This is a genomic window from Cupriavidus sp. PET2-C1, from assembly GCF_054515855.1.
On sequence record NZ_CM137259.1, the window covers coordinates 2444678 to 2463127 of the forward strand.

The 18450-nt window shown below is 66.7% G+C and carries 20 protein-coding genes; all 20 read right to left on the reverse strand.

Going from position 1 to position 18450, the window contains the following annotated elements:
• Positions 1–121: 121 nt before the first annotated feature.
• Positions 122–871: a metalloprotease LoiP gene (gene loiP, locus ACX12D_RS11030; RefSeq protein ID WP_459371171.1), complete on the reverse strand. Its 750-nt coding sequence runs from the start codon at positions 869–871 to the stop codon at positions 122–124.
• Between the two features lie 345 nt (positions 872–1216).
• Entirely contained in the window at positions 1217–2509 is a 1293-nt protein-coding gene (gene aceA / locus ACX12D_RS11035) for an isocitrate lyase (RefSeq protein WP_459371172.1), read from the reverse strand.
• Positions 2510–2859: 350 nt separating this feature from the next.
• Positions 2860–3807, reverse strand: a complete 948-nt coding sequence (locus ACX12D_RS11040) for an alpha/beta fold hydrolase (RefSeq protein WP_459371173.1) — start codon at positions 3805–3807, stop codon at positions 2860–2862.
• A 121-nt stretch (positions 3808–3928) separates the two neighbouring features.
• A complete protein-coding gene (locus tag ACX12D_RS11045) occupies positions 3929–4330 on the reverse strand; it encodes a gamma-glutamylcyclotransferase family protein (protein ID WP_459371174.1) in 402 nt (133 codons plus the stop codon).
• A gap of 2 nt (positions 4331–4332) precedes the next feature.
• Positions 4333–4830 carry a ribonuclease E activity regulator RraA gene (gene rraA / locus ACX12D_RS11050; protein ID WP_459371175.1) on the reverse strand — a complete coding sequence of 166 codons (498 nt, stop codon included), beginning with the start codon at positions 4828–4830 and terminating at the stop codon, positions 4333–4335.
• A gap of 77 nt (positions 4831–4907) precedes the next feature.
• A complete protein-coding gene (locus ACX12D_RS11055; protein ID WP_459371176.1) occupies positions 4908–6173 on the reverse strand; it encodes an MFS transporter in 1266 nt (421 codons plus the stop codon).
• A 118-nt stretch (positions 6174–6291) separates the two neighbouring features.
• On the reverse strand, positions 6292–7119 hold the full coding sequence (locus tag ACX12D_RS11060; RefSeq protein ID WP_459371177.1) for a LytR/AlgR family response regulator transcription factor: 828 nt from the start codon (positions 7117–7119) through the stop codon (positions 6292–6294).
• A 97-nt stretch (positions 7120–7216) separates the two neighbouring features.
• A complete protein-coding gene (locus ACX12D_RS11065; protein WP_459371178.1) occupies positions 7217–8407 on the reverse strand; it encodes a sensor histidine kinase in 1191 nt (396 codons plus the stop codon).
• 50 nt (positions 8408–8457) lie between these two features.
• The gene (locus ACX12D_RS11070; RefSeq protein WP_459371179.1) at positions 8458–8886 is read right to left on the reverse strand and encodes a terminase; all 429 of its coding nucleotides are present in this window, start codon (positions 8884–8886) and stop codon (positions 8458–8460) included.
• Entirely contained in the window at positions 8883–9089 is a 207-nt protein-coding gene (locus tag ACX12D_RS11075) for a LiaI-LiaF-like domain-containing protein (RefSeq protein ID WP_150983578.1), read from the reverse strand. Before ACX12D_RS11075 ends, ACX12D_RS11070 begins: the two co-directional genes overlap by 4 nt.
• A 216-nt stretch (positions 9090–9305) precedes the next feature.
• Positions 9306–10253 carry a CysB family HTH-type transcriptional regulator gene (locus ACX12D_RS11080; RefSeq protein WP_441630199.1) on the reverse strand — a complete coding sequence of 316 codons (948 nt, stop codon included), beginning with the start codon at positions 10251–10253 and terminating at the stop codon, positions 9306–9308.
• Complete coding sequence (locus tag ACX12D_RS11085; RefSeq protein ID WP_441630197.1) at positions 10250–11374, reverse strand: sulfate/molybdate ABC transporter ATP-binding protein; 1125 nt, start codon at positions 11372–11374, stop codon at positions 10250–10252. Before ACX12D_RS11085 ends, ACX12D_RS11080 begins: the two co-directional genes overlap by 4 nt.
• Complete coding sequence (gene cysW / locus ACX12D_RS11090; RefSeq protein ID WP_459371181.1) at positions 11371–12312, reverse strand: sulfate ABC transporter permease subunit CysW; 942 nt, start codon at positions 12310–12312, stop codon at positions 11371–11373. Before cysW ends, ACX12D_RS11085 begins: the two co-directional genes overlap by 4 nt.
• A gap of 1 nt (position 12313) precedes the next feature.
• A complete protein-coding gene (cysT, locus tag ACX12D_RS11095) occupies positions 12314–13258 on the reverse strand; it encodes a sulfate ABC transporter permease subunit CysT (protein ID WP_459371182.1) in 945 nt (314 codons plus the stop codon).
• A 190-nt stretch (positions 13259–13448) separates the two neighbouring features.
• Positions 13449–14159: an RBBP9/YdeN family alpha/beta hydrolase gene (locus tag ACX12D_RS11100; protein ID WP_459371184.1), complete on the reverse strand. Its 711-nt coding sequence runs from the start codon at positions 14157–14159 to the stop codon at positions 13449–13451.
• Positions 14156–15058, reverse strand: coding sequence for an EAL domain-containing protein (locus tag ACX12D_RS11105; protein ID WP_459371185.1), 903 nt, complete (start codon positions 15056–15058; stop codon positions 14156–14158). Before ACX12D_RS11105 ends, ACX12D_RS11100 begins: the two co-directional genes overlap by 4 nt.
• Before the next feature lie 41 nt (positions 15059–15099).
• Positions 15100–15315, reverse strand: coding sequence for a TOBE domain-containing protein (locus ACX12D_RS11110; RefSeq protein ID WP_017224957.1), 216 nt, complete (start codon positions 15313–15315; stop codon positions 15100–15102).
• A gap of 239 nt (positions 15316–15554) precedes the next feature.
• On the reverse strand, positions 15555–16430 hold the full coding sequence (locus ACX12D_RS11115; RefSeq protein WP_459371186.1) for an ATP-binding cassette domain-containing protein: 876 nt from the start codon (positions 16428–16430) through the stop codon (positions 15555–15557).
• A 26-nt stretch (positions 16431–16456) separates the two neighbouring features.
• A complete protein-coding gene (ssuC, locus tag ACX12D_RS11120; protein WP_043347110.1) occupies positions 16457–17266 on the reverse strand; it encodes an aliphatic sulfonate ABC transporter permease SsuC in 810 nt (269 codons plus the stop codon).
• Between the two features lie 9 nt (positions 17267–17275).
• The gene (ssuD, locus tag ACX12D_RS11125) at positions 17276–18439 is read right to left on the reverse strand and encodes an FMNH2-dependent alkanesulfonate monooxygenase (RefSeq protein WP_459371188.1); all 1164 of its coding nucleotides are present in this window, start codon (positions 18437–18439) and stop codon (positions 17276–17278) included.
• Between the last annotated feature and the right edge of the window lie 11 nt (positions 18440–18450).

Below are 18450 nucleotides of genomic sequence, written 5' to 3' on the forward strand. Positions count from 1 at the left end.
GCGCGCCCTGGCGCCAAACGACAAACGACAAACGACAAACGACAAAAAGGCTGGCCGCCCGGAACCGGGTAGCCAGCCTTTTTGCTTGACCGGCCCGCCTATGCGGCAGGGCCGGCCAGGATCAGTTGCCCTTCGTGATGCGGTCTTCGATGTGCTTGGCGCGATCGTCCGAGCCCGGATGCGACGAGAACATGCTGGATTTGCCGCCATCGAGCTTGGCCAGCTTCTGGAACGCCGTGACCAGGCCACGGGTATTGGCCTTGTTCTTGGTCAGCACATCGAACGAGTAATCGTCGGCGGCGCTTTCCTGCGTTTGCGAGAATTGCGCGTTGATCAGTTGCTCGCCCATTTCGCCCAGCTGCGAGGCCGACAGCGCGGCCGCGGTGCCACCGGCGGCGGCCAGCGCGCCGCGCGCCGCCATGGCGGTGTACGCCACCTGCATCTTGTTCTTGGTGTGGCCCAGCGCCACGTGGCCCAGCTCATGCCCCACCACGCCGCGCACTTCGTCGTCGTTCATCATGTCCATCAGCCCGCTGTACACGCGCACGCAGCCGTTAGCCATGGCCCAGGCGTTGACGTCCTTGGTCAGGTAGACCTTGGCGTTGACGTTGGGCAGGCCGCTCGACTGCAGGCCCGCCATGATCTTGGTCAGGCGCTTGTTGTAAGTGCTGCCGGGGGCTGCGATCTTGTTGGCCTTGTCGAGCTCGGCGCAAGACTGGTCGGACATGGCCTTGACATCGCCGTCGCTCAGCGAGGCCGCCTTGAGCAGCGAGGTGCCGGCACCCATCATGCCGTCGACATTGGTGCCGGCGCAGCCGGCCAAGGCAGCGCAGAGCGCGACGATAGCGGCCAGGGAAAGTTTGTGCTTCATGTTTGTTGCCTTCTTGGGATCGACACCGGCCGGGTTGCTCGCCAGTGACTTGAATAGAGATGTGCCGGCGGCTGGCCGGCGACCTGCGGTGTGGCTCTGCTTACACACGGGCAGCATCATATCGCCAAAAAACATCTCAATTTACCCATAAATGGCCAAATTGCAAAAATTCACAATTTTTGACATTTTTCACGGACCGCCCCCCAAAAAGCAAAAAACCGCGCCGTCCCTGAGAGGGAGACGGCGCGGCGCCTAATTGAAGGGCGTGATGGTCGCACGCCCCTCAAGATGACCGGCTATTGGGCCAGTCAGCCATTCTGCTTTTCGATCTCGCGATCTGAAGCTTCAGGCTACCTTCTTGTCGAAGAATTGTTCGTCTTCGGTCGAACCCTTGAGGGCGGTCGTGGACGACTGGCCGCCTTCGATGGTCTGGGTCACGGCGTCGAAGTAGCCGGTGCCGACTTCGCGCTGGTGCTTGACGGCGGTGAAGCCCTTCTCGGCGGCCTTGAACTCGTCTTCCTGCAGTTCGACGAATGCGCTCATCTGGTTGCGGGCATAGCCGTAGGCCAGGTTGAACATCGAGTAGTTCAGCGAGTGGAAGCCGGCCAGCGTGATGAACTGGAACTTGTAGCCCATGGCGCCCAGTTCCCTCTGGAACTTGGCAATGGTGGCGTCGTCGAGGTTCTTCTTCCAGTTGAACGACGGCGAGCAGTTGTAGGCCAGCATCTTGCCCGGGAACTTGGCGTGAACAGCCTCGGCAAACTTCTTGGCGAATTCCAGGTCAGGCTTGCCGGTCTCGCACCACACCAGGTCGGCCACTTCGGCGTAGGCCAGGGCACGGGAGATCGATTGCTCGATGCCCGGCTTGACGCGGTAGAAACCTTCCACCGTGCGCTCGCCGGTGCAGAACGGGCGATCGCGCTCATCCACGTCGGAGGTCAGCAGATCGGCGGCTTCTGCATCGGTACGAGCGATCACCAGGGTCGGCACGCCGGACACGTCGGCAGCCAGCCGCGCGGCGGTCAGCTTGGCAACGGCTTCACGCGTCGGCACCAGCACCTTGCCACCCATGTGGCCGCACTTCTTGACCGAAGCCAGCTGGTCTTCGAAGTGAACGCCGGCAGCGCCTGCGTCGATCATCGACTTCATCAGTTCGAAGGCATTGAGCACGCCGCCGAAACCAGCTTCGGCGTCAGCCACGATCGGCGCGAAGAAATCGGTATCGCCCTTGCCTTCGCTCCACTGGATCTGGTCGGCGCGCTGGAAGGTGTTGTTGATGCGGCGCACCACTTGCGGCACCGAGTTGGCCGGGTACAGCGACTGGTCGGGGTACATTTCGCCGGCCAGGTTGGCGTCGCCTGCGACTTGCCAGCCCGACAGGTAGATGGCCTTGAGGCCAGCCTTGACCTGTTGCATGGCCTGGTTGCCGGTCAGCGCGCCCAGCGTGTTGACGAACGGCTCGGTGTTCAGCAGGTGCCACAGCTTCTCGGCGCCGCGGCGGGCCAAGGTGTGCTCGATCTGCACGGAGCCGCGCAGGCGCACGACGTCATCGGCGGTGTAGTGACGCGCGACGCCCTTCCAGCGGGGATTGGTATCCCACTCATTTTGCAGGTTCTTTGCTTCGGTTTCGCGGGACATTTCACTCTCCTAGAGTTCAAAGCGGGGATGGCATTGGAAACTTGCGACAGGCTGGGCGGACCGTGGTGCCGACTTGCCGACCGGGGCACCTTCGGGGTGTTTCGGCGCGTTGATCTGCTGGCCTCGTCACCCCTTTTTTTTGCCGCTTAGGTCATGTGTCTTATATAAGAGTGTAGAAAAACACCTCGCGTCGCAACAGCTCGGAATGCAGTCCTTGCTTCGTTTTTTTATCTTTTACAATCAATTGGTTACAAGATATTTTTCACAATGCGGCAAGCAATCTTCCATCATGAGAAATGCCCGTTGTGCTGCGCATCACCATTTTTTGCCGCACAAAACAGCTTTCCGCATTATGAAATTTCAGGATTTGGCGCCATCCGTGCCTGGTGCAATGCCAGCGGCTCCGGATCGCCGTCGATATGCCCGGCCAGGTCGCGCACCATCGCCGCCATGCCGGCGGGGTCCGCCAGCGGCAGCCAGTGCCGCGCGCTGACCTCCCGGCGCCACCAGCGCTCCACCCAGCGCGACAGATCCTCGGACAGCGCCGGCCTGACATAGCGATCCAGCAGCGGCACGATCACCTGCACCGGCGCGTGCGCGTGACGCTCGCCCGGTGAAAGCAGGCGCGGCAGCATATTGGCGCGATACAGCGCCAGCCCGTGGCGGCCGTCCTCCGCCCGGGTGGGATTGGGATCCGCCTCGATGCCCTCGGTCCGCCTCAGGTAAAGCGGCCAGGCGCGGCCCATCCAGAGCCGCCAGCTTAGCTCGGGCAGCCACGGCAGATGGAAGATATAGATGTACCAGGACGAGACCATCTGCCGCAGCGAGCGCGAGAGCGCCGTGAACGACAGGCGCCGGTTTCCTCGCATCCAGTGGCCGACATGGTCCAGGCAAGGCCCGGAGCACGACGTGAACGAAGCGATGCGGCCGCGCAGGCGTGGCTCGGTGACAAACTCCCAGCATTGGATCGAACCCCAGTCATGGCCGACCAGGTGGACGGGCGCATCGGGAGACATCGCGTCGATCACCGCGCTGAAGTCGTCCGCCAGGCGCGCCAGGCGATAGGCGGCCACGCCCTTGGGCGCCGAAGAGCCGCCGGCGCCGCGCACATCGTAGGCCACTACGTAATAGTCATTGGCCAGCAGAGGCGCCACGCCATGCCAGACCGCGCTGTTGTCCGGATAGCCGTGCACCAGCACCATGGCCGGGTGCGCGGGATCGCCCCAGGTCTTGACGGCAAGCCGCACGCCGCCGGACTGGACGAATCGCTGGTTGGGAAGGGAATGGGGAGCGTGCATGCTTAACCATGACATCGGACGATGGAATGGTTGCCGATGCTACGCCAAGACCGGCCGCGCGGCGAGCCCGCGGCGTGGCGTTTCAAACGCAAGCGGGCTAACGGACTAACGGACTAACGGACTAACGGGCGCGCCGATAGGCCACCCAGTCGCCGGATGCAATGCGCGGCAGGCCCGCGACTGCCTCCTCGCCTACCGGGTAAAGCAGGCAGCTGACGGCTTGATCGCCAACCGCCACCACGCGCTCCTCGCGCACGAACAACGAGGCCTGGCCCGGATAGACCTCCTCGATCTCGTCGAGCACCGGCACCAGCGCGGCATCGACCTCGTACAAATCGCCAGCCACGCCGGGCGCATCGGCGTCCAGCACCAGCCCGGGATACGTGCCGAAGTCATAGAGCCGCCCCGCCACGGTCGCGCTGCCGATCAGGCGCGGCGCGGCAATGCCGTGCCTGCGTGCGGCCGCGTTGAGGTCGTTGACTTCGCCAGCACGCAGCGTGCCATAGACAAAGACCACCGGCATGCTCAGCCCTCCAGCTTGGTGTCCGACACCAGCACGCCATCGGCGTCGGCATAGATCCAGTTGCCGGGCCGCACCACGGCGCCGGGCATTTGCACGGTGACCTCGCGCTCGCCCACATTGCGCTTCTGGCTCTTCTGCGGATGCAGGGCCAGGGCGCGCAGGCCGATATCGCACACCGCGAGCTCCCCGCTGTCACGCACGCAGCCATTGACGAGGATCCCGACCCAGCCGTTCTTCTCAGCCAGCACGCCAAGGTTGCCGCCCACCAGCGCGCAGCGCAGCGAGCCACCGCCATCGACCACCAGCACGCGGCCGTTGCCCGGCGATTCGACCGCCTCGCGCACCAGCGAGTTGTCCTCGAACACCTTGAGCGTGGCCGCTGGGCCAGAGAACGCGGCACGCTTGCCGAAGTGCCGGAATACCGGCGACAGCACGCGCAGCGAGCCGTCGGCCAGGCGAGCCTCATTGGCGTCGCACAGGTCAGTGGTAGCAAAGCTCATGAAGGGCTCCCGAATCAGAAAAATGGAAAGTGGAAAGCGGAATGTGGATGAGGTACTGGTGCCTGCGTGTGCCTGTGTCAGCCGGCGGCCGCCCGCTTGCCCGCCACCTCGCGGCGGGAGCGGTTGCCATTGCCAACCGTGACGGCAGTGAAGATCGCCAGCATCTGGAAGGCGCCGATCATGAAGAACACCCAGCTTGGCCAGTGCCCATCCATCAGCATGCCGAAGAACAGCGGCCCGCTGGCCAGGCCGATATCCAGGCCAGAGTAGACCACGCCATAAACCCGGCCGGTGGCGCCGGCAGGCGCTGCCGCACGCACCAGCAGGTCGCGCGAAGGCCCGGCCGTGCCCGCGCCGAAGCCGATCACGCCCATCAGCACCGGCACCATCACGGCCGGCAGCACGCCCAGCCCCACCACGATCGCGACCAAGCCCGACAACGTGAAGCTCATTGCGATCAGGCGGTCGTGGTTGCTGGTGCGTCCCGCGGCAAAGCCACCCACGATCATGCCGCCCGCGCTGCACAGCATATAGATGGTGTACGACGCCGTGGCGAGGGTCAGCGGCATGCCATAGAGCTGGGTCAGCGCGGTCGGCGCGAAGCTCTGGATGCCGGAGAACGAAAAGGTGGTGACGAGAAAGAAGGCCCAGCAGATCCACACTTGCGGCAGCTTCAGGAACGCCAGCATGCTGCCGCCCGCCTTGGTCGCCGCGGCGGCCGTCCTGGGCGCGGCACCGGCGGCGGCGCGGGGATCCAGCACATGCCGAAAGGCCAGCAGCACGGCCAGCACGCCAAAGGCCACCGCCGAGGCGCTGGCGAGCGCGGTGCGCCAGCTGACGAGCTCGGCAATGGTCACCAGGAAGATCGGCGCGGCGGCCCAGCCGAGGTTGCCCGAGATGCCATGCACCGAGAACGCATGCCCCAGCCGCGGCTGGGAAACATGCTTGTTGAGCAAGGTGAAATCGGCGGGATGGAACACGCCGTTGCCGATCCCGGCCACGCCCGCGCCAAGCAGCAGCATCGCGTAGCTCGGGCTGATCGACAGCAGCAAGGCCGCCGCGCCCAGCAGCCCGAGGCCGCCGAACAGCACCGGCGTCGCGCCAAAGCGGTCCACCACGAAGCCCGACGCGGTCTGCACCACGGCCGACACGGCAAAGAACACCGTCATCAGCAAGCCCAGCTCGGCATAGCTCAGGCCGAACTCGGCCTTGATCCACGGGAACAGGGGTGCCAGCAACAGGTGAAAGAAGTGGGAAACGCCGTGGGCCAGGCCGACCAGGCCGATGACCTGGGCGTCGTGGCGCAGCGGATTGCGAACGGGATCGAGGGTGGCGGCAGTCATCGGGCGGCTATCTGGCTAGGCTTGGCATGGCGCGTTGGCCATGCTGCCAGGCTCAAGAGGCGCGCTGCGAATACCGCATCATAGAGTAAAACCCCACGTGGCAGGGGTGCCCTGCGCGTTACATCTGTTTAAACAGATAGGCGTACTGACGCGCCACCGGCAAGGTTTCAGAGCGATTGCGCAGCTTGAGCGAGAGCCGCCCCAGCGACTGGTTCACGGCACTGGCCACGCAGTCGATATTGACCACCGTGCCGCGATGGATCTGCCAGAAGCGCTCGGGGTCGAGCTGCTGCGACAGTTCGCGCAGGCTGGTGCGGATCAACGCCTCGCCGCTGGCGGACACCACGTTGACGTACTTGTCCGTCGCCTCCAGGTAGATCACTTCATCCACCGGAATGATGCGGATCTCCTGGCCGACCAGCGCCTTGATAAAGCGCAGGTAGCCATGTTGCGGCGCGCCCGCTGGCGCTTGCTGCCCGGGCCCGCCTGACTCCAGGGTCTCCAGGCGCGCCAGCAATTGCGCCAGGCGATCGGTATCGAGGGCGGCGCCGCCCTCCTCGCTGGCCTGCGCCTGGGCCGCCAGCCTCGCCTTGAGGCGGTGCACCGTGGCCTCCAGCCGCTCGGGCTGCACCGGCTTGAGCACGTAATCGACCGCCTCGCGCTCGAAGGCTTCCAGCGCGAACTGATCGTATGCCGTGACGAACACCACTAGCGGCGGCAGATCGAACTCCATCAGCTCGCGCGCCACGTCCATGCCGCTCATGCCTGGCATGCGGATATCGAGAAACGCGACCTGCGGCTGGTGCTGGCGGGCCGCCTCCAGCGCGGACACGCCGTCATGGACCACGCAGACGATCTGCGCCTCGGGCCAGAGGCTGGACAATTCGGCATGCAAGGCACGCGCGAGCAGCGGCTCGTCGTCGGCGATCAACAGGGTCGGGGCCATGGAAACGGAAGTAAGGGGCGGATGGGTCGAGGCAAGTCCAATCAGTCTAATCAGTCCAAGCAGTCGAAGCGGCTAAGCGGCAAAGCGGCGAGGTGCATCAAGAATGGGAAATGCCTTGCGTGGCTGCGCTCACGGGGGGGATGGCGCGCGCGCCGGCGGCCTTGCACGCGGGCACCGGCATGGGTGCGTGGGCGGCGGCAGCCGCCGCCGTGCGCACAACGGGCAACGTCAGCCGGACGATCACGCCGCGTGGCGTGTTTTCTTCCATCTGCATGCTGGCCGCCGCGCCGAAAATCCGCGCCAGCCGCTCGCGCACATGGGTCAGCCCGAGGCCGGAGCCCTTGGTCACGGCATGCCCGAAACCTACCCCGGTATCGGTGATGACCACCTGCACGGCGTTGTCGCCCTGCGCCCTGGCCGACAGCACGATCCTGCCGCCACGCATGCACGGCTCGATGCCGTGGCTGACCGCGTTCTCCACCAGCGGCTGGATCAGCATGGGCGGGATCTCGACCTCCGCCAGCTCGGGCGGAAGCTCGATTTCATAGGCCAGGCGCGTGCCGAAACGCAGGGCCTGGATGTCCAGGTAGCTGCGCAGCAACTCGAACTCCTGGCGCAGCGTGCATTGCTCGGCGCGCGTGTGGGACAGCGACATGCGCAGGAAGCCGATCAGCCGCTGCAGCAGGCGCCTTGCGGCCTGCTGGTCGGTGGCAATCAGGCAATCCAGGTTGGCCAGGGAGTTGAACAGGAAATGCGGCTCGATCTGCGCCTGCAGGGCCATCAGCTGCGCGCGCACCAGTTGCTTTTCGGCCTCTTCGCGCTGCAGCGCGTCGAGCGCGGCCTGCCGCTCGAGATGGGCGAGCTTCTCGCGCGACCAGTAGAAGTAAATCATGCTGGCCGATGCAAGCATGCCCACTACCAGGCACATGCGCAGCATATCGGTAGCTTCCTCGAAGGACTTCGCCGGCTCGTTCAGTACCACGCGCGTGGTCCAGCTGCCCATGATCACGCCCAGCGGCACGGCAACGGCGGTCAGGCACAGGAAGGGCCAGCGCGTGGGACGATCATTCCACCAGATCACTACGCGGGCGATATCGATCAGCAGCCAGATCGACAGGCCGATAAGCTGACTGTAGACGAAGTTGTGCCACAGCGAGCCGCCCGTGCGGAAACCGTAGTTCAGGCTGACGGCGATGATGGTGTTCGCGCACAGCACGAACACCAGGTCGCGCGCGAGGATCGAGATCCTGGAGGGGATGGCGGCGGGACAGCGATCCAGCGCTTTCATAGGGGCAAGGTCGAGGATGACTGAGCGTTATTGGTTATTGTAAAGGCCGATCACAGGTGCTGACAGCCGTCGCCCGGCTCGCAGGCACGCGGCGCCACGTTGGCGTCATCCATCGCGGGATTGGCACCGTGGCCGTGCAACGCGGCCCACCACTGCCCCGACAGCACATAGCGCGGAAACGTGATCCATTGCTCGGCCAGGATCCGCCGGGCGATGTCGAGCGGGCCGGCAAACGGCTCGGGCCTGACCGCCTCAAGCCGGTGCCCGCGCCCTTGCAGCATCATCGACAAGGCCATGCACAGCACGCCAAGCCCTACCGCGGGCACGGATAGCGACAGCACGCCATAGGCCAGCAGCACATTGCCGGCCATGAACATCGGCACCGCGACAATGTGCAGCAGCAGGCTGCGAGGGTGATTGTGGTTGCGGGCGTAGCCGCGCCATTGCCAGCTCAGCAGCCCTTCAGGGCGCGCGCTCATGGCTTCGGGCCGCGCTGGTCGACGCGCCGCCAGGCCAGGCGGCGCACAAGCACGATGGCGCCCAGGGCGATCAGCAGCACGGGCCAGCCATCCCGCACCAGGTAGGCCGGCAGCAGGCCGCCGTTTTGCGCGAGGAACACCGCGCCCAATGCAATCAGGATGATCGGGGCGATCAGCCCCTTGCCGCCACGGCCTTGCTTCATCGCGCTCTCCTCTCGTGCGGACCCGCGCACCGTCGATATTGCGGTGCATCAAGCCATGTGACGGTATCAACGTATTCCGCCACGGACAGTAGCGACTTTACGCGGACACCGGTCGCGACGAAAGTAGCGTGCGACGAATGGAGTGCGGATGGCGCGAATCGCGAGGATGCGGCGCGATCGGCACCGGGCCTGCCCAGGTGCCGCTAGCCCAGGCTGTCAGGCCTCGACCACCTGCCCGCCCGCCGGCTCGGACAGCGCGCTGCTGACGGTGTCGCGCGAGAGGTGCGGCGCGAACATGTTGATGAAGGCATGCGCGTAGCCGCGCAGGTAGGCGCCGCGGCGCACGGCCACGCTGGTGGTGTTGGGCTCGAACAGATGGTCGGCCGCGATCCGCACCAGCCCGGCGTCCTTGCGCTCGTCGTAGGCCATCGAGGCGATGATGCCCACGCCCAGCTCCAGCTCCGCGTAGGTCTTGATGACGTCCGCGTCCATGGCGGTCAGCACGATCTCCGGCTGCAGGCCGGCGGCGGCAAAGGCGCCGTCGATCTTGCGGCGCCCGGTGAAGCCGGCATCGTAGGTAATGATCGGGAAGCCGGCGATGTCTTCCAGCGTCGGCTCCGGCAGGTGCGTCAGCGGGTGATCCGGCGACACCACCAGCACGTGGCGCCAGGTATAGGCCTCGAACGAGGTCAGCCCGGCCTCGCTGGCCACCGCCTCGGTGGCGATGCCGATATCGGCCTGGCCGCTCAGCACCAGCTCCACGATGTGCGCGGGCGAGGCTTCCTGCAGCGCCAGCGTCACATGGGGGTAGGCGCGGCGGAAACTCTGCACCACCTTGGGCAAGGCATAACGCGCCTGGGTGTGGGTGGTGGCCACCGTCAGGCGGCCGGTATGGCGCCCGGCGAATTCGTCGCCCGCCTGGCGCAGGTTCTCGGCCTCGAGCAGCAGGCGCTCGACGATGCGCACGATTTCGCGCCCGGGCTCGGTCAGGCCGGTCAGGCGCTTGCCGTAGCGCTCGAAGATCTCGACGCCGAGCTCTTCCTCCAGCTCGCGGATCTGGCGCGAGACGCCGGGCTGCGAGGTATAGAGCGCATTGGCCACCTCGGTCAGGTTGAATTGGCGGCGCACCGCCTCGCGGATGGAACGCAGTTGCTGGAAGTTCATTGTGCGGCTCCTGCCGGCGTGCCCCTGGCGCTAGCCGGGGCGGATGAATGGGGTTGGACGAAGACACGCAGCCGGCGCGGCCGCACGGCGAGCAGCTCGCCCTCGCGGAAGCCCTGGTGGCGGAAGCGCTCGAGCGGCAGCGCCACTTCGATGACTTCCTGGGTGTCTTCACGCTCCAGCTCGAGCTGGGCCACGGGGCCCAGGGTAAGCGCGCGGCGCAGCGTCACGGCAATGCCGTCGGTGCCGGGCGAATAGCGCTCGAGGTCGAGATCGTGCGGGCGGACATAGGCCACGGCGTCGCCGGCGGTCTCATGGCCGCTGCCGATCACCGGCAGGATCGAGTCGCCGGTATGCAGCAGGCCGCCCCGCTCCCCGACCTCAAGCCGGCCGTGGAACAGGTTGACGTTGCCGAGAAAGCCGAACACGAACGGCGTGGCCGGATGGTTGTAGACCGCCTCCGGCGTGCCCGCCTGCTCCACATGGCCGCGGTTCATCAGCACCACCTGGTCGGCCACTTCGAGCGCCTCTTCCTGGTCGTGGGTGACAAACACGCTGGTGACATGGAGCTCGTCGTGCAGGCGGCGCAGCCAGCGGCGCAGTTCCTTGCGCACCTTGGCGTCGAGCGCGCCGAAGGGCTCGTCGAGCAGCAGCACGCGCGGCTCCACCGCCAGCGCGCGGGCCAGCGCAATACGCTGGCGCTGCCCGCCGGACAACTGCGGCGGATAGCGGTCGGCCAGCCAGTCGAGCTGCACCAGTTCCAGCAGTGCGCGCACCTTGTCGCGGATCTGCGCCTCGCCGGGGCGCTCGGCGCGCGGCTTGACGCGCAGGCCGAAGGCCACGTTCTCGAACACCGTCATGTGCTTGAACAGCGCGTAATGCTGAAACACAAATCCGACCTGGCGCTGGCGCACGTGCTGGTGCGAGGCATCGCGCCCTTCCAGCAGGATCTGGCCGGCGTCCGCGCGTTCCAGCCCGGCGATGATCCGCAGCAGCGTGGTCTTGCCGCAGCCCGAGGGCCCCAGCAACGCCGTCAGCTGGCCTTCGTCGAAATCGAGGGTGACGTCGTCGAGCGCAACGAAATTGCCGAAGCGCTTCTGCACATTCTTGACCTGGATGCTCATGATGCCTGTCCTTGCAATTTGCCAGCGCTCGGGTTCTCCGGCGCAAAGTTCTCGTCTTCCCTGTGCTCGCGGCTGGCCCGGTACTCCACCAGCGTCTTGATGCCAAGCGTGACCAGGGCCAGCAGTGTGAGCAGCGACGCCACCGCAAAGGCGGCCGCGAAGTTGTATTCGTTGTAGAGAATCTCCACGTGCAGCGGCATGGTGTTGGTCAGGCCGCGGATATGGCCCGACACCACCGAGACCGCGCCGAACTCGCCCATCGCCCGCGCATTGCACAGGATCACGCCATACAGCAGGCCCCAGCGGATGTTGGGCAGCGTGATGCGGCGGAAGGTCTGCCAGCCCGAGGCGCCCAGCACGATGGCGGCCTCTTCCTCCTCGCTGCCTTGCGCCTGCATCAGCGGGATCAACTCGCGCGCCACAAACGGAAAGGTGACGAAGATGGTGGCCAGCACGATGCCCGGCACCGCGAACATGATCTTGATGTCGTGCGCCTCCAGCCACGGCCCGAGCCAGCCCTGCGCGCCGAACAGCAGCACGTAGACCAGGCCGGAGATCACCGGAGACACCGAGAACGGCAGGTCGATCAGCGTGGTCAGCAGGCTCTTGCCGCGGAATTCGAACTTGGCGATGGCCCAGGACGCCGCCACGCCAAACACCACATTGAGCGGCACCGCGATGGCGGCCACCAGCAAGGTGAGCTGGATCGCGGCCACGGCATCGGGCTCCACCAGCGAGTCGAAATAAGTCTGCGCGCCTTTGCGCAGCGCTTCATAAAATACCGAAGCCAGCGGAATGAACAGGAACAGCGCGAGGAACAGCACCGCAATCGCGATCAGGGTGTAGCGCACCCACGGCGCTTCACCCGTGGCATCCCGGAAACGCGTGGCGGCGGGGGCAGCACGGCCGCCCAGGCCCTTGGTAACGACGCCAGCCATTTCAGTTCTCCTTGTCCGGTGAGACGGACGCACGCACGGCCTGGTGGTGACGGCGCGTCCACGCCTGCAGCAGGTTGATCAGCAGCAGCAGCGCGAAGGAGATCACCAGCATCACCACCGCCACCGCGGTAGCGCCTGCGTAGTCGTATTGCTCCAGCTTGGAATAGATCATCAGCGGCGCGATCTCGGAGACCATCGGCATGTTGCCGGAGATGAAGACCACCGAGCCGTACTCGCCGGTGCCCCGCGCGAACGACAGCGCAAACCCGGTCAGCAGCGCCGGCAGGATGGTCGGCAGGATCACGCGGACAAAGGTCTGCAGGCGCGTGGCGCCCAGGCTGGCCGCGGCTTCTTCCAGCTCCTGCTCCGCGTCTTCGAGCACCGGCTGCACCGTGCGCACCACGAACGGCAGCCCGATAAAGGTCAGCGCCACCACCACGCCCAGCGGGGTGAAGGCCACCTTGATGCCCAGCGGCTCCAGGTAGCGGCCGATCCAGCCGTTGCCGGCGAACAGCGCGGTCAGCGCAATGCCGGCCACCGCGGTGGGCAGGGCAAAGGGCAGATCGACCAGCGCATCGACCAGACGCTTGCCGGGAAAGCGGTAGCGCACCAGCACCCAGGCCACGACCAGCCCGAACACCGTATTGACGATGGCGGCGATCAGCGAGGCGCCGAAGCTCAGTTGCAGGGAGGCGACCACCCGGGGCGAGCTCACCGCGGCCCAGAAGGCCTCCCAGGTCATGGTGAAGGTCTTGAGGAAGGTGGCCGACAGCGGGATCAGGACGATCAGCGTCAGGTAGAACAGCGTGAAGCCCAGGGAGAGGCCAAAGCCCGGCAGCACGGTAAAGCGCGGCTTGCCTGGCTTGGGCGGCGCGCTCTTGCGCGCTTGGGGGGCATCCGGCCTCGCCGGGGGCGGATTGTCCGCCAGGGAAATCGAGGGTGGCATGTTGTCTCGTCTGTGCCGTCACGGTCGTATCCGCCTCCGGAGAATGGCTTCCGGGCGGAATTCGCGGGAAACCGAAGCAGCGGGGGCGGCTTCTTTATGACGCCGGCGCATAACGCACCGGCCTACGAGACAAATTCTGCAGATACCGCCTTATAAACAGAACGAATCTTTGCGTATGTTCTTAGGCGTTTTAGATATAAGGGAACGTGGACGACACTTCCAGCCCGCCTTCCCAAGGCCCGGCGCAGTCTCCGGACGGGCCGGCGCTGCCGTCCGCCTCGATCCGCTGGATCAAGGCATCGAGCAAGGCAAGCCCCTCGGGCCACTGGTCAAGGCCGGATTCGGCGTTAATGTGACCCAGCATGCCCGCGTCATGGAGTTCGCTGCCCCACAGCGTGCCCCAGCTGAAGGCGGTGCGCTGCTGCATCCAGGGATCATTGCGGCTGGCCACCAGGATGGTGGGAAACGGCAGCCGGTACGCGGGCAGCAGCCCGGCCACGCCAAACTTGTCGGGATCGGCCGGCGCCACCAGCACCGCGCCCGCGATGCCCTCGGGGTCGAGCGCTGCCTGGCGCAAGGTGGCCAGGCAGCCGAAGCTGTGCGCCACCAGGATGGCCCCGCGCGGGGCCACGCGCTGCGCCCGCATGACGCTCTCCGACACGCGCTCGGCCCACAGCGGCAAGCTCGGGCGCGACCAGTCGTGCTGCTCCACGCGCTGCCAGTCCGGAAAGCGCTGCTCCCAACGGCTCTGCCAGTGGCCCGGGCCACTGCCATGCAACCCGGGCACCGTCAGGATCTGCAAGCCCTTGGGCACCTTCAACCGTACGTCGGCGGGTCGCGCGCTTGCGCCCGCCTGGCCGCCGCGCTGCTCCCGCACGGCCGGCCTCTTCGTCTGCGTCATATCGGCTCCTTGGTCAACGCCATCGGGATGCCGCCGGATCCGCTCCGTGGCGCCCCGCCCTCGAACTCCTGAATGCCGGCCTCGCCGGCCACTTCACGCAGGTGGCGCGCGCTCACCGCCGCGCCGGTGAAGCTGCCCTGCCCCAGTACGATGCCGGCCGCCTGCAGCCGCTCGGCGTTTTCGGCGTTCTCCAGCCGGCGACCGATCAGCGTCACGCCGGCGCTGTCGGCGCTGGCCTGCAGCCCCGCCAGCTGGCGGTCGGTCCAATTGCGGCGCATGTCCAGCTTGAGCCAGTCGGGCAACGCGTGCGCCATCAGCGCGCCGGCCTCCGCGGGGTCCGACGCCTGCAGGCTCACCGCAAAGCCGTTGCGGCGGTAGTTGCCCACCACATGCAGCAGCAGCGGCAGGTCGTCGTTGGCGCTGGCCGGCACCTGGATCACGAACCGGTCCAGCGGCAGGCCGAGCGACTGCAGCGCGCGCCGGAAGGCCGCGCCGTGATCGTCGGCCACGGCGGCCAGCAGCCGGTTGTGCACGTTGAGCACCAGCTTGCGATCGCCATCGGCCGCGAAATAATTGATGGCATGCACCAGGCGCGAGAGCCGGTCGAGCGAGACCAGCGAGGCATCGTCCGCCGCCATCGCAAACAGCTTCCAAGCGGTCAGGCCGACGCCATCGCCAGCGTATGTGCGCAGCGTGCCTTCGTGCGCCACCACGCCGCGGCTGGACAGGGTGATGAGCGGCTCGAACGCGCTGGTCAGCGAGCAGTTATAGAACTGGCCCTGCACCTGCCCACGCTCGTCGCGCCACAGCTGGCGATCGCGCTCGGGGCGGCGCGGCAGCCCATCCAGGTAGTGGGTAAGCGCCGTCGGTGCCGCGCCTGCTTCGTTCGCGCTTGCCATTGCGATTTCCTTTGCGTTGCGCTTGCGCCTCGGGCGAGGCTTCAAAGCTTGGCCAGGGATACCTCGGTAGCCTTGACCAGGGCAACGACTTCGCTGCCGATGGCAAGGCCGAGATCCTTGACCGAGCGGGTGGTGATGACCGAGGTGACGATGCCGGCCGGCGTCTCGACGTCGACCTCCGAGACCACAGGGCCTTCGATGATGGCGGCAACCTTGCCGCGGAACTGGTTACGTACGTTGATTGCCTGAATGCTCATGATAGAAGTTCCTTTGCGTGAGTGAAAATGACAATTGCGTAAAACTCTGGTTTAACGGATGGCCCCCGCGCGGGTGAGTGACGTTGCCCGCTCACCCAGGGCTGCCAGCGCTTGCGCGGGTTGCGCCGGCTTCGCTCAAGGCTGGCCGCGCGTCCTTTGCTTCATTCTTGTTTGCTGCTTCCTTGGCGGGCTTGCCTGCGCCGCTGCTTGCGTCGCTGCTTGCATCCCTGCTTGCGTCCCTAGATTGCCCAGCGCACTGAATCGAACGTGCGCGCCACCGACCAGTCCACTGCGGGCAACAATGCTTGCCCTTGCTGGCGCTCATCGGCAGCCGGCGCGCCGTCACGCCGCATCACCCGGCGCAGCACCGCGTCCTCCAGTTGCGCGAACGCCGCCGAGCCGCGCTGGCGCGGACGCGGCAGCGCCACCCTCTGGTCCAGCGCGATGCGGCCGTCTTCGATCAGCACCACGCGGTCGGCCAGCGCTACCGCTTCCGATACATCGTGGGTGACCAGCAGCGCCGTGAAGCCAAGGCGCTGCCACAAGGATTCGATCAAGCCCTGCATCTCGATGCGGGTCAACGCATCCAGCGCGCCCAGTGGCTCGTCCAGCAGCAGCAAGCGCGGGTGATGCACCAGCGCGCGCGCCAGTGCCACGCGCTGGCGCTGCCCGCCCGACAGGCGGGCCGGCCACTCCCCCGCGCGCTCGGCCAGGCCGACCTGGCCCAGCACCCTGGCTGCATCGGCCAGCTGCGCGCGCGCCAGCCCCAGCGCCACGTTGTCCAGCACCGTCTTCCACGGCAGCAGGCGAGCATCCTGGAACATCACCCGGACCGCCTCGCGCTGCTTGTTGCCAGGCGCGCCGTCCAGCGTCACGCCGCCGCCGTCGCTGTCTTCCAGGCCGGCCACCAGCCGCAGCAAGGTGCTCTTGCCGCAACCGCTGCGGCCCACGATGGCGAGAAACTCGCCGGGCGCGGCCTGCAGGTCGATGCCGTGCAGCACCTCGCGCCCGCCGTAGCGCTTCACCACCTGTTGCACGCGCAGCGCGAGGCCCTTGCCATCCTGGCTGGCGGGCACATCGGCCAGCGCGGCTTGCTCGATCGGGTTGCTTTGCATATCGGGTTCTCCTTGGCCGGCCACGCTCAGTGCGCCTGGTAGCCGGGGTGCCAGCGCAGCCAGAACCGCTCCAGCCCGCGTGACAGCAAATCCGCCAGCTTGCCCAGCAGCGCGTAGAGCAGGATGCCCACCAGCACTACGTCGGTCTGCAGGAACTCGCGCGCATTCATGGTCATGTAGCCGATGCCCGACTGCGCCGAAATGGTCTCGGCCACGATCAGGATCACCCACATCAGGCCGAGCGAGAAACGCACGCCGACCAGGATATTGGGCAAGGCGCCCGGCAGGATCACCTCGCGGTAAAGGCGCCAGCCCGACAGGCCGTAGCTCTTCGCCATCTCGATCAGCCCGGGGTCGACCGCGCGGATGCCGTGGTACGTGTTCAGGTAGATCGGGAAAAACACGCCCAGCGAAACCAGGAACAGCTTGGCGGTCTCGTCGATGCCGAACCACAGGATCACCAGCGGGATCAGCGCCAGCGGCGGAATGTTGCGCACCATCTGCAAGGTGCTGTCGAGCAGCGTCGCGGCCGGCCGGAAGGTGCCCGTCAGCAGGCCCAGCGCCAGCCCGAAGCCGCCGCCGATGGTGAAGCCGAGCACGGCGCGCCAGGTACTGACCCACACGTGGCGCCACAGCTCGCCGGTCACGGACAGGCCCCAGGCGGCCTTCACCACGTCGAGCGGCGCCGGCAGGATGCGGTTGGACAGCCAGCCCAGCTGCGAGGCCAGTTGCCACGCCGCCACCAGCAGCACCGGCACGATCCAGGGCGCGGCCGAGCGAGCGGCATGGCGCAGCCAGTCAGGGTTGCGCGCGGGCAAGGTCAAGGGAGCAGACATGATTGCCTCCTACCCGCGCGCCGCGCGCGGCACGATGCCGGTTGCCATGACTTCGCCGAAGGGGCCGGACAGCGCCTTGCCCTGCAGCTTGTCGCGCACCGAGCGCGGCAGCAGCGGAAAGACCAGTTCGGCGAAGCGATAGGCTTCTTCCAGATGCGGGTAGCCGGACAGCACCAAGGTATCGATGCCCAGCGCCGCGTACTCCTTGATGCGCGCCGCCACGATGTGCGGGTCGCCCACCAGTGCCGTGCCCGCGCCGCTGCGCACCAGGCCCACGCCGGCCCACAGGTTGGGGCTGATCTCCAGCTCCGCGCGGCTGCGTGCGCCGCCACCGGCATGCAGCGCGGCCATGCGGCGCTGCCCTTCGGAATCCATCTTGCCGATCACCGCCTGCGCGCGCGCCACCGTCGCATCGTCGAGCTTGCTGATCAACTGGTCGGCCGCGGCCCATGCCTCGTCCTCGGTCTCGCGCACGATCACGTGCAGGCGGATGCCGAACTTCACGCTACGCCCATGGCGCGCCGCGCGCTGGCGCACGTCGGCGAGTTTCCTGGCTACCTCCGCCGGCGGTTCGCCCCAGGTCAGGTAGGTATCCACCTGCTCGGCCGCGAGCTCATGCGCGGCGGCCGAGGAGCCGCCGAAGTACACCGGCGGATGCGGGCGCTGCAGCGGCGGGAACAACACCTTCGCGCCCTTGACCTTGAGATGCTTGCCCTCATAGTCGAGCTCGGCGCTTTCATGGCTGGCGGCCAGCACTTCACGCCAGATACGGATGAACTCGGCCGAGGCTTCGTAGCGCTCGGCATGGTCCAGGAACAGGCCATCGCCCTCCAGCTCCGCTACATCGCCGCCCGTCACCAGGTTCACCAGCAGGCGGCCGCCCGACAGGCGGTCGAAGGTCGCCGCCATGCGCGCGGCCAGCGTGGGCGCCATCAGTCCGGGGCGCACCGCCACCAGGAAGCGCAGCCGGGTGGTGACCGCGGCCAGCGTGGAGGCCACCACCCACGGATCCTCGCAGGAGCGGCCGGTGGGAATCAGCACGCCTTCGTAGCCAAGCGTATCGGCCGCGGTGGCGATCTGCTTCAGGTAATCGATATTGACCTCGCGCGCCCCTTCCGAGGTGCCGAGGTAGCGGCTGTCGCCGTGCGTGGGGATAAACCAGAAGACCTGCATGTCCGTGCCTC

Excerpts from the sequence above, each read along its gene's own strand:
- loiP (WP_459371171.1), bottom strand. The coding sequence starts at position 871 with ATGAAGCACAAACTTTCCCTGGCCGCTATCGTCGCGCTCTGCGCTGCC.
- aceA (WP_459371172.1), bottom strand. The coding sequence starts at position 2,509 with ATGTCCCGCGAAACCGAAGCAAAGAACCTGCAAAATGAGTGGGATACC.
- ACX12D_RS11040 (WP_459371173.1), bottom strand. The coding sequence starts at position 3,807 with ATGCACGCTCCCCATTCCCTTCCCAACCAGCGATTCGTCCAGTCCGGC.
- ACX12D_RS11045 (WP_459371174.1), bottom strand. The coding sequence starts at position 4,330 with ATGCCGGTGGTCTTTGTCTATGGCACGCTGCGTGCTGGCGAAGTCAAC.
- rraA (WP_459371175.1), bottom strand. The coding sequence starts at position 4,830 with ATGAGCTTTGCTACCACTGACCTGTGCGACGCCAATGAGGCTCGCCTG.
- ACX12D_RS11055 (WP_459371176.1), bottom strand. The coding sequence starts at position 6,173 with ATGACTGCCGCCACCCTCGATCCCGTTCGCAATCCGCTGCGCCACGAC.
- ACX12D_RS11060 (WP_459371177.1), bottom strand. The coding sequence starts at position 7,119 with ATGGCCCCGACCCTGTTGATCGCCGACGACGAGCCGCTGCTCGCGCGT.
- ACX12D_RS11065 (WP_459371178.1), bottom strand. The coding sequence starts at position 8,407 with ATGAAAGCGCTGGATCGCTGTCCCGCCGCCATCCCCTCCAGGATCTCG.
- ACX12D_RS11070 (WP_459371179.1), bottom strand. The coding sequence starts at position 8,886 with ATGAGCGCGCGCCCTGAAGGGCTGCTGAGCTGGCAATGGCGCGGCTAC.
- ACX12D_RS11075 (WP_150983578.1), bottom strand. The coding sequence starts at position 9,089 with ATGAAGCAAGGCCGTGGCGGCAAGGGGCTGATCGCCCCGATCATCCTG.
- ACX12D_RS11080 (WP_441630199.1), bottom strand. The coding sequence starts at position 10,253 with ATGAACTTCCAGCAACTGCGTTCCATCCGCGAGGCGGTGCGCCGCCAA.
- ACX12D_RS11085 (WP_441630197.1), bottom strand. The coding sequence starts at position 11,374 with ATGAGCATCCAGGTCAAGAATGTGCAGAAGCGCTTCGGCAATTTCGTT.
- cysW (WP_459371181.1), bottom strand. The coding sequence starts at position 12,312 with ATGGCTGGCGTCGTTACCAAGGGCCTGGGCGGCCGTGCTGCCCCCGCC.
- cysT (WP_459371182.1), bottom strand. The coding sequence starts at position 13,258 with ATGCCACCCTCGATTTCCCTGGCGGACAATCCGCCCCCGGCGAGGCCG.
- ACX12D_RS11100 (WP_459371184.1), bottom strand. The coding sequence starts at position 14,159 with ATGACGCAGACGAAGAGGCCGGCCGTGCGGGAGCAGCGCGGCGGCCAG.
- ACX12D_RS11105 (WP_459371185.1), bottom strand. The coding sequence starts at position 15,058 with ATGGCAAGCGCGAACGAAGCAGGCGCGGCACCGACGGCGCTTACCCAC.
- ACX12D_RS11110 (WP_017224957.1), bottom strand. The coding sequence starts at position 15,315 with ATGAGCATTCAGGCAATCAACGTACGTAACCAGTTCCGCGGCAAGGTT.
- ACX12D_RS11115 (WP_459371186.1), bottom strand. The coding sequence starts at position 16,430 with ATGCAAAGCAACCCGATCGAGCAAGCCGCGCTGGCCGATGTGCCCGCC.
- ssuC (WP_043347110.1), bottom strand. The coding sequence starts at position 17,266 with ATGTCTGCTCCCTTGACCTTGCCCGCGCGCAACCCTGACTGGCTGCGC.
- ssuD (WP_459371188.1), bottom strand. The coding sequence starts at position 18,439 with ATGCAGGTCTTCTGGTTTATCCCCACGCACGGCGACAGCCGCTACCTC.